Source organism: Streptomyces sp. NPDC037421 (assembly GCF_055602105.1).
Map to the genome: position 1 here is coordinate 438,003 of NZ_JBVJWV010000003.1, position 12,956 is coordinate 450,958.

At 74.0% G+C, this 12,956-nt stretch carries 15 protein-coding genes; 11 read left to right on the plus strand and 4 right to left on the minus strand.

What is annotated here, in order from left to right; translation table 11 throughout:
- Positions 1 to 95: 95 nt before the first annotated feature.
- Positions 96 to 320, minus strand: coding sequence for a translation initiation factor IF-1 (infA, locus tag ACZ7IF_RS07485; protein ID WP_470964568.1), 225 nt, complete (start codon positions 318 to 320; stop codon positions 96 to 98).
- Between the two features lie 68 nt (positions 321 to 388).
- Positions 389 to 1,153, minus strand: a complete 765-nt coding sequence (locus ACZ7IF_RS07490; protein WP_470964571.1) for a GNAT family N-acetyltransferase — start codon at positions 1,151 to 1,153, stop codon at positions 389 to 391.
- A 267-nt stretch (positions 1,154 to 1,420) separates the two neighbouring features.
- Between ACZ7IF_RS07490 and ACZ7IF_RS07495 the strand changes: the two genes are divergently transcribed.
- The 3 genes from ACZ7IF_RS07495 (at position 1,421) to ACZ7IF_RS07505 (ending at position 3,527) form a co-directional block, all read left to right on the plus strand.
- On the plus strand, positions 1,421 to 2,023 hold the full coding sequence (locus ACZ7IF_RS07495; RefSeq protein ID WP_470964574.1) for a TIGR03086 family metal-binding protein: 603 nt from the start codon (positions 1,421 to 1,423) through the stop codon (positions 2,021 to 2,023).
- A gap of 75 nt (positions 2,024 to 2,098) precedes the next feature.
- Positions 2,099 to 2,941 (plus strand): helix-turn-helix transcriptional regulator, encoded by an 843-nt coding sequence (locus tag ACZ7IF_RS07500; protein WP_470964577.1) that lies wholly within the window; start codon positions 2,099 to 2,101, stop codon positions 2,939 to 2,941.
- Between the two features lie 136 nt (positions 2,942 to 3,077).
- Positions 3,078 to 3,527: a hypothetical protein gene (locus tag ACZ7IF_RS07505; protein WP_470964580.1), complete on the plus strand. Its 450-nt coding sequence runs from the start codon at positions 3,078 to 3,080 to the stop codon at positions 3,525 to 3,527.
- A gap of 8 nt (positions 3,528 to 3,535) precedes the next feature.
- Here ACZ7IF_RS07505 and ACZ7IF_RS07510 read toward each other — a convergent pair whose 3' ends face one another.
- Positions 3,536 to 4,567 (minus strand): sulfotransferase, encoded by a 1,032-nt coding sequence (locus tag ACZ7IF_RS07510; protein ID WP_470964583.1) that lies wholly within the window; start codon positions 4,565 to 4,567, stop codon positions 3,536 to 3,538.
- Between the two features lie 248 nt (positions 4,568 to 4,815).
- Between ACZ7IF_RS07510 and ACZ7IF_RS07515 the strand changes: the two genes are divergently transcribed.
- From ACZ7IF_RS07515 to ACZ7IF_RS07535, 5 genes are all read left to right on the plus strand, one after another.
- On the plus strand, positions 4,816 to 7,146 hold the full coding sequence (locus ACZ7IF_RS07515; protein WP_470964586.1) for a sensor histidine kinase: 2,331 nt from the start codon (positions 4,816 to 4,818) through the stop codon (positions 7,144 to 7,146).
- Entirely contained in the window at positions 7,143 to 7,547 is a 405-nt protein-coding gene (locus tag ACZ7IF_RS07520; RefSeq protein WP_007261964.1) for a roadblock/LC7 domain-containing protein, read from the plus strand. Before ACZ7IF_RS07515 ends, ACZ7IF_RS07520 begins: the two co-directional genes overlap by 4 nt.
- Complete coding sequence (locus ACZ7IF_RS07525; protein WP_470964590.1) at positions 7,505 to 7,918, plus strand: DUF742 domain-containing protein; 414 nt, start codon at positions 7,505 to 7,507, stop codon at positions 7,916 to 7,918. Before ACZ7IF_RS07520 ends, ACZ7IF_RS07525 begins: the two co-directional genes overlap by 43 nt.
- Positions 7,905 to 8,507 (plus strand): GTP-binding protein, encoded by a 603-nt coding sequence (locus ACZ7IF_RS07530; RefSeq protein ID WP_470964593.1) that lies wholly within the window; start codon positions 7,905 to 7,907, stop codon positions 8,505 to 8,507. Before ACZ7IF_RS07525 ends, ACZ7IF_RS07530 begins: the two co-directional genes overlap by 14 nt.
- A gap of 96 nt (positions 8,508 to 8,603) precedes the next feature.
- Positions 8,604 to 9,308, plus strand: a complete 705-nt coding sequence (locus ACZ7IF_RS07535) for a hypothetical protein (protein WP_470964596.1) — start codon at positions 8,604 to 8,606, stop codon at positions 9,306 to 9,308.
- Positions 9,309 to 9,344: 36 nt separating this feature from the next.
- On the opposite strand, the gene ACZ7IF_RS07540 is transcribed toward ACZ7IF_RS07535, so the two are convergent.
- Positions 9,345 to 10,577 (minus strand): glycosyltransferase, encoded by a 1,233-nt coding sequence (locus tag ACZ7IF_RS07540; RefSeq protein WP_470964599.1) that lies wholly within the window; start codon positions 10,575 to 10,577, stop codon positions 9,345 to 9,347.
- Positions 10,578 to 10,792: 215 nt separating this feature from the next.
- Between ACZ7IF_RS07540 and ACZ7IF_RS07545 the strand changes: the two genes are divergently transcribed.
- From ACZ7IF_RS07545 to ACZ7IF_RS07555, 3 genes are all read left to right on the plus strand, one after another.
- Positions 10,793 to 11,980: an alpha/beta hydrolase family protein gene (locus ACZ7IF_RS07545; protein WP_470964602.1), complete on the plus strand. Its 1,188-nt coding sequence runs from the start codon at positions 10,793 to 10,795 to the stop codon at positions 11,978 to 11,980.
- A gap of 136 nt (positions 11,981 to 12,116) precedes the next feature.
- The gene (locus ACZ7IF_RS07550; RefSeq protein ID WP_470964605.1) at positions 12,117 to 12,392 is read left to right on the plus strand and encodes a DUF6400 family protein; all 276 of its coding nucleotides are present in this window, start codon (positions 12,117 to 12,119) and stop codon (positions 12,390 to 12,392) included.
- Complete coding sequence (locus ACZ7IF_RS07555) at positions 12,379 to 12,642, plus strand: hypothetical protein (protein WP_469117366.1); 264 nt, start codon at positions 12,379 to 12,381, stop codon at positions 12,640 to 12,642. Before ACZ7IF_RS07550 ends, ACZ7IF_RS07555 begins: the two co-directional genes overlap by 14 nt.
- Positions 12,643 to 12,956: the final 314 nt, after the last annotated feature.

Consider the following 12,956-nt stretch of genomic DNA (forward strand, 5'->3'; position numbering starts at 1 on the left):
GCCCCCCGCCCCACGCCCCCCCCCCCCCCCCCGCCCCCCCCCCCCCCCCCCCCCCCCCCCCCCCCCCCCCCCCCCCCCCCCACGCCCGCCGTCGATCAGGTCCGGTAGCGGTACAGGATCCGGCCTCGGGTCAGGTCGTACGTGCTGACTTCGACGAGCACCCGGTCGAACGGGAGGATCCTGATGTAGTTCTTCCGGATCTTCCCGCTGATGTGCGCGAGCACGTGATGCCCGCTCTGGAGCTCCACCTTGAAGGTGGCGTTGCGCAGGCACTCCACGACGGTGCCCTCGACTTCCAGGCCCTTCGATGTTCTTGCCAATGTCCCTCGTCTCTCGGATCGGGGTGTCGGTGTCGGTTCCAGTGCCGGACCGGTGGGCCGGCGTGGCGTCAGCGGCGCACCAGCTCCACGTTGCCGCCGGTCCGGCGGGCGCCGATGTGCTCGAACAGCGTGATCGCGGCGGTGTTGGACTCGTCGACCTCCGCCCAGGCCGAGCCGATCCCGGAGCGGTGCAGCGAGCCCAGCGCGTGGGCCAGCAGCGCCCGCCCGATGCCCCTGCGGTGCTCGCCGGCCCGTACGGCCACCAGTCCGATCCGCGCCCGGCGGCGGACCGGCGCCACCCGGACCAGCCCCACGTACGCGCCGTCCCGGACCGCCACCGTGAACCTGGACGGGTCCAGCGGCATCGGCCCGGCCGGGCGGGGCAGGACCTCGGCCGGCATGGTCCGCCATCCGGCGCCGGCCTCGACCTCCTCGCGGATCGCGCGGTCCAGGGCGCGCAGCAGGCCTTCGTCCGCCTCCGCGCCGGGCAGGATCCGCACACCGGCGGGTGACCGCGAGGCGTCGAGTCCGGTCTCGCGCGGGTCGGTGGACAGGACGTACTCCCGCTCGCGGCGGCCGGGAGTGAAACCGGCCTGCTCCCAGCGGGACTTCAGGCCGAGGTCGGCCTCGCCGACCAGGGTGTGGAGGGGGGCCGGCAGGTCCGCCAGTATCGCGGCGGCGAGCCGGCCGAAGGCCGCGTCCCGCCACACGTCGATGCTGACGAAGAGCCGCCCGTCGGGCCGCTGCGAGACATCGCCGTGGCCGACGATCCGGCCGTCGGCCACGGCCTGCCACTGGGTCTCGTCCACCCGGTTGACCATCACGGGGTTCATGGTTGTCGCCTTTCAGGAGTGCCTGGTTGCGGAGGCGCTCCCGACGACACCTAGGTCAGTCGCACACCGTGACGGAAGTTGGGGAGCACCCACCTCGATACAGCCTTCATGGGTCTCACCTCCTCGCGTCCTGTCACGGTGTTCCGCACCTTAGCAACCGGCGGCCGCACGTCCCATCCGATTATTTCCGGAGGGGCATGTCCGTCCGGCTCCGGCCGCGGCGCGGCTCTACCCTTCAGCCGTGTGCGTCGCGGAGGGAGCGAGCGGATGAACAGCACGACGGTGTTCGATCTCGGACCGCAGGCGGCCATCGTGGCCCGCCTGGTCGCCGGTGTCCCCGACGCCCGGCTCGCCGGGCCGACCCCCTGCCCGGACTATCCGGTCGGCGAGCTGCTGGGCCACCTGGCGGGCCTGGCCGCGGCCTTCCGCGACGCGGCCCGCAAGGACCTCGGCCCCACGACCGACACGCCCCCGGACGCGGCCGCGCCCCGGCTGCCCGCCGACTGGCGCGTGCGGCTGCCGGAGCTCCTCGGCGAACTGGCGGAGGCCTGGCGGGACCCGGCCGCCTGGACCGGCATGACACGCGCGGGCAGCGTGGACCTGCCCGGTGCCGTCGCCGCCGCGGTGGCGGCCGACGAACTGGTCGTCCACGGCTGGGACCTGGCCCGGGCCACCGGCCAGGACTACGCACCCGACCAGGCCGCGCTGCGGGTCTCGTACGACTTCCTGTTCGCGGCCGCCCAGGAGGACGACCGCGGCGGGGGCGTCTTCGGCCCCGTCGTGCCGGTGCCGGACGACGCCCCGCTGCTGGACCGGACGGTCGGGCTGAGCGGCCGCGACCCGGGCTGGACGCCGCCGGCGCCCTCCTGACGCGAGCCGTGTGCTGCGCTGCCAGGGTGCGGCGCACCCAGGCGGCGCAGCCGGGGGGCGGCTTAGCGTGTGGGCATGAGCGACAACCACCTCGGTGACTTCCTCCGCGCGCGCCGGGGGAGCGTACGGCCCGACGACGTCGGCATGGCGAGCCACGGACCGCGCCGGGTCGCCGGGCTGCGCCGGGAGGAGGTCGCCGTACTGGCGGGAGTGAACGCGGACTACTACACGCGGCTGGAGCAGGGGCGCGAGCGCAACCCCTCCGGGCAGGTCGTGGCCGCCCTGGGCCGCGCCCTGCTGCTGGACGCCGACGCGATGGCGCACCTGTACCGGCTGGCGGGCGCGGCACCCGCCCGTCCGTACGCGGCCGCCGCCTCGGACCAGGTGGCTCCCGCCCTGCGCATGCTGATGGACGGTCACCTGCACGCCCCCGCCTTCGTCATCGGCCCCGCGCTCGACGTACTGGCCGCCAACTCGCTCGCCGAGGCCCTGTACTCGCCCTTCGGGCAGGTGGACAACCTGGCGCGGACGGTCTTCCTCGACCCGGCGGCGCGCCGGTTCCACATCCGCTGGGCCCTGACGGCCGAAGCCGTGGTCGGCCATCTGCGCGAGGCCGACGGCATGGAACCCGGCAGTCCGAGGCTGCGGGAGCTGGTCGGCGAACTGTGCGGGCGCAGCGCGGAGTTCGCCCGGCTGTGGGACTCCCACACCGTGCGCGGCAAGACCCGGGCGGCCAAGCACTTCCACCACCCGGACGTGGGCGAACTGCGGCTCGCCTACCAGGCCTTCGACGTGCGCGACGCCCCGGGGCAGCAACTGATCGTGTACCACGCCGAACCGGGCGGCCCGAGCGCCGAGGCGCTGAGCCTGCTCGGCTCCGTGCACGCCCCGTCGCGACCCGCCGCCGGGCGGCGTTGACCGGGAGGGGTCACTGCCCGGGCGGGAACGGTTCAGCCGGCGGTCATGACCCGTTCGTATGTCATGTGAAATATCACATGACATACGCCCCGCCCGGGAGTTCCGGGAGGGCCCCATGTCGACGAGGAGACCCCCGATGAACCGCTTGGCACTTCTGGCAGTCGGCGCCGCCGGCCTGACCGTCCTCACGAGCGCCCCCGCCTCCGCCGCCCGTCCGGCCGCCACCGAGACCGTCACCTCCTGCGGCAGCCCGGGCCTCCAGGCAGGTCTGACCACCCGGGTGTGCGCCGAAGTCACCGGCACCACCGTCGAGATCTACGGCAAGGTCGGACTCGCCGGCCCGCCCTCCCCGGGCAGCCCGGCGCCCGAGCCGAGGCAGCTGTTCACGACGCTCTCCGCCGAGGTCGTCGGCGGCGCCGCGCCCGTCACTCAGGCGAGGCCGGTCATCTTCACCGCGTCCAGCCTCGAAGTGCGCGGTCCGGTCGGCTCCGCCCCGTGCGGGTCGACCGTCCGCGCCGCCTTCGGCGTGGCCTCGTTCCCCTGGGCGGCCAGGCCCGTCGTCCACGAGGTCACCGTCACCTGCTGAGAGCCGTCCTACCCCCGGCCGCCCGCCAGGGCCCGAGTGCCGGCGGCGCATCCCTCCCGCAGCGCCGCGAGTTCGGCCGGGGGCAGCCGCAGCGAGGCGCCCCGCCGGCCGGCGTCCAGCCGCGCGGCACCCGCGTCGAGCCACTGGGGGAGGGGCTCGACGCCGATGAAGCCGGCCAGCCTCGCGAGCTCCTCGCGGGGCCGGTCGAGGAGGTCCTCGTACGCGAGCGTGGTGCGCATCGGCGCGGGAACCCCGCCGAGGTGCGCCACGCCCCGGACGACGATCTCCGACCACAGCGCCGCGAAACCCGCCACCGGCAGCTCGCGGTCCAGCACCAGCGCGGGATCGAAGCGCTCCGCCAGCAGCCGGGACAGCTCCGGTGGCAGGGAACGGACCTGTTCCCCGGTCAGGTCCTCGACGCGCTCGGCGCCCGTCCGGGCGAGGATCTCCCGCATCAGGAAGATCAGCCGGTAGCCCGTGTGCCTGCTCATGGACAGCGCGCAGTCCGGCCCGTCCCTGAACAGGTGCACGAAGCGCGCCTGCGGGAAGGCCCGGCGCAGCAGCGGCACCCGGTCCGACGAGTAGCCCGACCGCTCCACCACCGCCGTGGCCCCGAACCGCGCGCACAGCAGGCCGAACAGCGCCCCGTAGTGGCCGGCGGCGGTGCGGGCCGGCCAGCCGCGCACCTCCTTCTCCAGCTCGTCGAACAGGCCGTCCGGGTCGTCGGTCAGGTGCGGGAGCACCATCAGGGACAGGGCGGGGATGCCGGTGGTGGCGGTCGCGAAGCGCCCGGGACGGCGGGTGTAGACGAACTCCGGCATCGGCGCCCCGCTGCGGATCATCCGCTCGAACAGCGGATTCGGATCGGCCAGCAGCCGCCAGAACCCCTCACCCGTGACGGGGCCTTCGGGGAAGCCCCTGCTCTGCACCGAGGACAGCAGCTCGTTCAGGCTGAGCACGTCCGGATGCGCGTTGACGATGCCCGACAGCGCGGTCGACCCGCTGCGGCCCGTACCCACGACAAAGGTCAGAGTGCGCATGCCATCCAACTCCTCCGACGACGACCCGTACCGGTCGCGACCAGCCTTCCCCCGGTGCCGCCTCCCGATGCCGACGGGCCGGGGGCAGGGCTCCATTACCACGCGGGAGCATGGAAGTAAGGTCTCCGTTTATTCGGACTGGCTGGATATGATCGGCATCCTCACCCCGCAGGGCCGTGTCGGCAGTTCCCCCATGCCCTCGTCCAGGCCCGTCCCGTCTCCGCCGCTCCCGAGGACCGATGTCTGCGATGGCCCCCGAAGGACCGCCAAGCCCGCCGCCCCCCGTCCGGCGCCGCCGCACCGTACGCCTGCGTACGATGCTGGTCTGCCTGGCCGTCGTCCCGACCGTGGCGATGGGGGCTCAAGTCACCGTGACCGCCCAGCGGCTGCTGGCCCAGTCGGAGCACCTGCGCGCCGACGTGGAGGCCGGCGAACGGATCGGCGTGCCGCTGGTCAGGCTGATGACGGAGCTGCAGGCCGAGCGGGCGGTGACGGCGGCGCGGTGGGCGGGATCCTCCGTGGCCGACGAATCCCTGCGCGAGAGGCGGGCCGCGACGGACCGCGCCGCGGCGGAGTTCCGCCGGCTCGCGGGCAGCGGCCGGGACGACACCGCGCAGCGTTCCGGGCAGGAGGCACGCCTCGGCGCCGTGGGCGGGCGGCTCGACCTGCTCGCCTCGTACCGCAAGCGCGTGGACGCGCACAGCGGCAGCGCGGAACAGGCCGTCGGCTACTACACCGGCGTGATCGACGACATCATCCGCGCCTACCAGGATGAATTCAGCCACGCGGAGGACGCCGAACTCGCCCAGGAGAGCAGGCCCGCCGTGGCCCTGTTCTCCGCCGCCGAGATGGTCGCCCGCGAGGACACGGCCCTCACGCTCGCGGGACCCTCCCGTGAACTGGCGGCCACCGGCTTCTCCCAGTTCCTCGACGCCGTCGGCACCCACCGGTACCTGTACGACACCTGGATCGTGCCGTACCTGCCGCCCGCCGAACTGGCCGCGTACGACAAGCTCACCGGCTCGGACGCCTGGCAGACCAAGCTCCGCGTCGAGAACGCGGTCATCGCCAACCACAAGGACACCGCGACCGGCGTGAAACTGCCCGCCGACGTCGACGACTGGCCCGCCGCGCACCACACCTTCGCGCCGCGACTGGCCGAACTCAACACGGCCCGGGCCAAGAACGTACTCGCGCACGCCGAAGCGAAGGCCGCCGCGCTCCAGACCGAGGTCTACTGGCTCGTCGGGGCCAGCGGCGGCGCCCTGCTGCTGGTCACCGCGGTCGTCGTCCTCACCACGCGGTCGGTCCTGCGCCGCCTCAGCCGCCTGCACACCCGTACGGTCGCCATCGCCGAGGAGACGCTGCCCGAGGTGGTGGCCCGGCTCCAGCGCGGGGAGCCCGTAGACACGGAGGCACTGCCGGCCGTGCACGGACGCGAGGACGAGGTCGGGCAGATCGCCGACGCCTTCGCCCGCGTGGTCGCGGTGTCCGTCGACGGGCACCGGCAGCTCGCCGCCGAGCGCCACGGCTTCGGCCTGTTCGCCTCGGGCATCGCCTCGCGCACCGGAAACCTCGTCAGCCGCCAGCTGAGCCTGACCGAGGACCTCCAGGACACCTTCGGTCACGACGAGGCGCTCCTGGCCCAGCTGATGCGGTCCGACCAGTTGACGGTGGGCATGCGGCGCCAGATCGAGAACCTGCTCATCCTCGCCGGCGGCGAGATCCCGGATCCGCACACCGACCCCATGCGCGTCGCCGACCTGCTGCGCGAGGCCGCCGCGGAGGTCGAGGACTTCCGGCGCATCGAACGTCAGGCACTCGACGAGGCGAGCGTGCGGCCGCACGTGATCAGTCAGATCAGCCACCTGCTGGCGGAGCTGCTGGACAACGCGACCCGGTTCTCGCCGCCGCGCTCGAAGGTGGTCGTCCGCGCCGAACTCGTCGCGGACGGCCTGTCGGTCGAGATCGAGGACCGCGGACCACGCGTCTCGGCCGCCGGGTACGAGGCCATGAACGAGCGCCTGCACTCGGCGCCGCCGTTCTCCGTCCTCGCGCAGAACGCGCACCGGCTCGGCCTCTTCGTCGTGGGCCACCTGGCCGACCAGCTCCAGGCCCGGGTCACCCTGCGCCGCTCGGTGTACGGGGGGACGGCCGCCGTGGTGATCCTGCCGAGCGGGCTGCTGCTGCCCGCCGCGGCGAAGGCCCCGGAGCCGCGGCCGGCGGAGCCCGGGGCGCTGCCCGAACGGGTTCCACGGCCCGCCGCCGTGCGGGGCCCCGTACCCATACCCGTACGCGAGCCCGCGCCCGCCGCCGACGCCCCGCCGGCCCCCGCCCTCGTGCCGGCACCGCCGCTGCCCGCCCGCACCGCGGCCGCCGCAGCCGGCCCCGACGCGCGGCCGGCCCTGCCCGAGCGCGTCCCGCAGACCCACCTCACCAAGCAACTCCGAGGCCCCCGCGCCCCGGAGCCCGCCGCCGGCCGGGACACGGAGACACCCGAAGAGGTGGCCGACGCCTGGGCCGACTACGAAGAGGGGACCAAGAAAGTGGAAGCAGAGCTCGGAGCGGATCAGCCATGACAACGACAGCCAGCGACATGATCTACGGCATCCTGGACAACAACCTGAGCAGGATCGCCGGCATCCAGGGGGCCGTGCTCCTGTCCAACGACGGGATCAAGCTCAGCGCCTACCTGCTGGAGCGGGACCAGGCGGAACGCATCGCGGCGGCGTCCTCCGGCATCGCCGCCACCATGAAGGCGATATCCCGGGAGATCGACGGCGGCAGGGTCATCCGCCAGCTCGTGGAGATGGACGACCGCTACCTCTGCGTCGTCGGCTGCGGGGAAGGCAGCACCCTCATCGTCGTGACCTCCCGCAAGGCACGGCTCGGAGAACTGGGAGGCGAAGCCGTGCGCACCGCCCAGGCGCTCGGCGAATGGCTGGGAACCCCCGAGCGCACCACCCCGCCGACGCCGTAATGCCCGACGAGCCGCCGCGCCGAAGCCCCCGCCGGACACGGCTGTACGCGCTGACCGACGGCCGTACGGCCGCCGCCCCGCAGACCGCCCTCACCATGGACACCACCATCGTGGCGGCGGCCGTCGGCGACGACGCCCACACCGGTCTGGCCACCGAATGGCGGACCGTCCTCACCATGTGCGCGCGGCCGGGCGGACTGGCGGTCGCCGAGATCGCCGCCCGCATGCACATGCGCCTCACCCCGATGACGCTCCTCCTGGGCGAACTCGCCGACCGCGGACTGATCCACCACCGGCCGCCCCTGGAGGGCGCCGAGACCACCAATGTCCACCTGCTCATGAAAATCAGGGACAACCTTGCCCGGATATGACACTTCCGACGCCTCAACCGCCCGGGCGGCGTCCCCCGTCAAGATCCTCATCGCCGGTGGGTTCGGAGTCGGCAAGACGACCCTGGTCGAGGCGGTCTCCGAGATCGAGCCGCTGCGCACGGAGGAACGCCTCACCAGCGCGGGCGTCGGCGTCGACGACCTCGACGGCATCGAGTCCAAGACACTGACCACCGTCGCGATGGACTTCGGCCGGATCACCCTCGCCGACGCCGGAGTCGTCCTCTACCTGTTCGGCACACCCGGCCAGGAGCGGTTCTGGTTCATGTGGGACGACCTGCTGAACGGGGCCCTGGGCGCACTCGTGCTCGTCGACACGCGGCGCCTGGACCGCGGCTTCCCGGCGATCGACTTCTTCGAGAGCCGCGGGCTGCCGTTCGTCGTGGGCGCCAACTGCTTCCACGGCGAACAGTCCTACACCGCCGCGGAGATCGCCGCCGCACTGCACCTGCGCGACCCGGCCACCCCCGTCCTCCTGCTGGACGCACGCTCCCGTACGGACGCACGCGACTCCCTGCTGGCCCTGCTCGACGTGGTCATCGCCCGGGCGGAAGTACCCTCCGGCGTCTGAACGGGCATCAGCTCGGCTGTGCGGCCGTGCCGGTGCGCGGTCCTGGACAGGGGGGCGGTCCCGCACCGGCCGGACGCCGGCGCTAGCGTGATCACCATGTACGAGATCAAGGGCGTGACCGCCACTCCGGGCGGGCGGATGTCCGTCCGGTTCCATGACCACGGCTACGCCGCCAAGCAGGACGGGAGCGACGACTCCCTCGCCGACAAGCTCTTCGGTGAAGGGGCCGGGTGCGTCACCCTGCTGGTGATGCTCGCATCGATGGGCCTCTACGGCCTGCTCAAGAGGAACGGAGCGCCGGAGGCCGCCGTCACGGCCTGCCTGTGGGTGGGGATCGTCTCGATCTGCTACGGGGCGATCATCGCGCTGCTGCACTGGACCAGCGGGGTGATCGGGAGCATCTTCCTCTTCCTGTTCGTCGTGGTGAGCTTCCCCCTGCTGCTGATTCCGGGCTACCGGCGGGCCCTGCGCCGACGTTGGGGCAGTGGCGGTCCCGAGACCGAACGGGGCTGGGTCCCCGCCGCGGCCCTCTCCGGAGTCTGGCACCAGCCCGATCCCCGCGGCGGCAGCGTGATCACGGTCCAGCTCACCGACGGATCAGTGACCGCGTACGCGCCCACGCCCGACACGGCCCACGACCTGTACGCCCGCTTCGACGCCCTGCTGCGCGGCGCCCGGCCGGCCCCGGCTCCGTACCAGCAGCCGGGGCAGTACCAGCACCCCGGCCAGTACCAGCAGCCCGGCCAGTACCAGCACCCCGGCCAGTACCAGCAGCCCTGGCAGCAGCATCCGCGCGGCTGAGGGGCACTCCCTGACCGGCGTGCCGCGTGCGGCCCGTCAGGTGTGCGCCAGCCGTTCGAGCGCCGCGGCCACGGGAGCGATGCCGTCCTCCGCCGCCAGCCGGCGGGCGAGGTGCCGGGCCCGCTCCCGGTAGGAAGGGTTCTCCACGGCCTCCCGGAGCGCTGAGCCGAGGGCGGCCGGCCCGAGCCGGCGCAGGGGCAGCACACAAGGGGCGGTGCCCAGCTCCACGAGACGGGCCGCCCAGAAGTGGGCGTCGAACTGCACGGGCACGGGTACGCAGGGAACGCCCGCGCGCAGGGCCGCGCCGGTGGTGCCGGCCCCGGCGTGGTGCACGACGGCCGCCATGCGGGGGAAGAGCAGGGAGTGCGGAACGTCGCCGATGGTGATCATGTCGTCCTGGGCGGCGGACAGCCCGGCCCACCCCTGCTGGACCACGCCCCGCAGGCCGGCGGCGCGCAGCGCGGTGACGACGTGGGCGCTGACCCGCCCGGGGTCGGGGGTGGTGGCGCTGCCGAGACCCACGTAGACCGGGGCGGGGCCGGCGGCGAGGAAGTCCTCCAGCTCCGGCGGGAGCCGGCTGACGCTGTCGTGGGGCCACCAGTATCCGCAGACCTCCAGCCCCGGGCGCCAGTCGCGGGGGCGGGGAACCACCAGCTCGCTGAAGCCGTGCCACACGGGCCAGCCCTGCCGCTCGCGGGCGCGGCGGGCGGCGGGCAGACGGCTGCGGGGCAGGCCGTGCTCGGCGGCCAGGGCCCGAGCGGCCCGGGTGAAGACGTGGTCGACGGCCGTGACGACGGCCTGCCCGCCGAGCCGGTTGCCCAGCGCGCCCGCGGAGCGGGTGCCGAGCATCGGCGGCGGGAACTCGCGGGTCCCGTGCAGGGGTTGCAGGAAGAGGCCCATGCTGGGCCGGGAGAGGCCCTCGGCGATGGCGTACGCCAGCGGCGCGACCGTTCCGCCGGCCAGTACGACGTCCGCGTCGCGCGCGGCACGGACCAGCGGGTGCGTCATCTCGGGCGCGATGCGCCTCGCCAGCGCGACGGCGCGCAGCAGCTTCGCCGGCCCGGTCCGGCTCCGGTGCAGCCCGCGCCCGCGCGTCGAGTGCAACTCGGCCCTGGGATCCCCGGGGAGGGTGCCGAAGCGCACCCCCGACCCGGCCACCAGCGGTTCGAACACGCCATGGGTCACCAGGGTGACCTCGTGCCCGGCCCGGGCCAGGCCGGCCCCCAGTCCCGTGTACGGCGCGACGTCCCCGCGTGACCCCGCTGTCATGACGGCGATCCTCATGCCCGTCAGTGTGGCGGCCGGACCCCGTGCCCGTCCTGCGTCCTCGCGGGGCGGCACGGAAATCCTCCGAGCACCTGGAGCCGCCGGGGCGTGCACCCCGCCCGCGGATGGCCGGTTCACTGCCGTGGATTCCGGCCATTTCGCAGCCGGTTGGGCAATTGGGTTAGGGGAGGCTTGTCTAATGTCCTTATGGTGCGGACATGACGAAGATCATCCGCATGCTCGCCGCGGCCGCCGCGGCCGGGCTCTTGCTGGCCGGCGGCCCGGCGACCGCCACCGCTGCCACCCCCGCCGTGGCGGGCGGCCGGGCCGAAGCCCCCGCGGGTGCCGCGCGACTGGAACTGCCGCGCCCCACCGGCGCCTTCGCCGTCGGCCGCGACACCCTCCACCTCGTCGACCCCGGGCGCAAGGACCCCTGGGTCCCGGCCGCCGACCGCGAACTGATGGTGTCCCTCTACTACCCCGCCGTCCGGGGCACGGGGCGCCCGGCCCCGTACGTGACCCTGGCCGAGGCGCGCGCCCTGCTCGCGGACCGCGGGGAGCTCGGCCGCTACGCCACCGCCGAACAGGTCGCCGCCGTCCGCACCCACGCCCGTGAGGGCGCGCTGCCGCGCGTCGGCGGCCGGTACCCGCTCGTCGTCCTCTCGCCCGGGTTCACCCTGCCCCGAGCCTCGCTCACCGTGCTCGCGGAGGACCTGGCCTCGCGCGGCTACGTGGTCGCCGCCGTCGACCACGCCTACGAATCCGACGGCACCGTCTTCCCCGGCGGCAGGCTGCTCGGCTGCAAGGCCTGCGAGCAGGTCTTCCCCGACCGCTCACTGCACCGCGTGTCCGACGCCCGGGCGCGCGACGTGACGTTCCTGCTGGACCGGCTCACCGGGGACCGCCCCGCCTGGCGCCACTCCCGGCTGATCGACGCCCGGCACATCGGCATGGCCGGGCACTCGATCGGCGGCGCCTCCGCCGCCGCGGCCATGGCAGCCGACCTGCGGGTGGCCGCCGGGGTGAACTTGGACGGCACCTTCTTCGCCCCGCTGCCCGAGACCGGTCTCGGCGGACGGCCGTTCCTTCTGCTCGGCGGTGATCCGGCCCTGAACCCGCCGGAGATCGAGGACACCAGCTGGGCCGACGCCTGGCCGCGCATGGACGGGTGGAAGCGCTGGCTGACCGTCGCCGGCATGGGCCACCCCGGATTCACGGACTGGCCCGTCCTCGCCGACGGCGCGGGCGCCCCCCACCCGGAGACCCCCCTCTCGGGGGACCGTTCGCAGCGGATCACCCGCGCCTACACGGGCGACTTCTTCGACCGGCACCTCAAGGGCCTGCCCGCGCCGCGCCTGGACGGGCCGACGGCGGCGGACCCCGAGGTGGTCTTCCAGCGCGGCTGACCGGACCGGGCGGCCGTCCCGGGGCGGCTGTCCTGACGGTCGGTGAGATATGCGCGAATCCTCCCGTGGAGGGTGGGATGTGACTCCGCCCACCCTCCCTTGACCCGGGAGGGAAGGCATACCTAAGTTCTGCCTCATGTCCTCGCACCACTCCACGCCCCCCGCCGGCCCGGACGGCGCCGCCGAGCCGTTCGGCTTCTCCGTCGACCTCACCTCCCAGGAGATGCTCCGACGCGCCCAGGTGATGGCCGCGCTCGGCCCCGACTGGGATCCGGTCGAGGTGCTGCGGGGCGAGGAGGAGGCGTACGACCTGCTCTACTCCGGCCTCGACGCGGAACAGCAGCGCATGTACGACGACCTGGTGGCGGCCGGGGTGCTGCCCGTGCGCGGGGGCGGCCATGCTGCCGCTTGACCCGCAGGCCGAAATCGGCCGCCGGGCATGGGTGCCCTGCCCCGGCTGCGACGACACCCGGGACTGTGAGCCGTGCGGAGAACGCCGGGCCTGCTCCCGCCACTGGCGCTACCTGCTCTCCAACAAGGGCAGCCTCCTCCACCTCCAGTGCCCCGGCTGCACCCATGTCTGGACGCACGAGAGCGGCTTCGGTGCCACGCGCTCCCTGTGGAGCCGCGTGACCAGCGGCCTGCCGCGCCTGTCGTCGTAGCCGTTCCGTCAGAGGCTGGGAAAGCCGGTGTCGGGTGCGTCCGTTTCCTTCGGTTCGGGGGCCGGATGTGACCGGGGGCACCCACCACAGCGGGTCTGTCCGGCTACCCGGGGTGACATTCGGGGTGCGGGGCGGTGAGGCGGCCCACAGGACCCAGGTCACATCCGGCCGGGGTTAGTAGTCGGGCGGGGCCGTTGCCGTACGGGTTTGCGTCCGGGGCGTTGGGCCTGTGCTGCGAGGGGGGTTAGTAGGTGGGGGGCGTTGCCAGGGCGTCGGGGGGCTGGCTAACTGGTGTTGTCGCCGAGGCGGCCGGG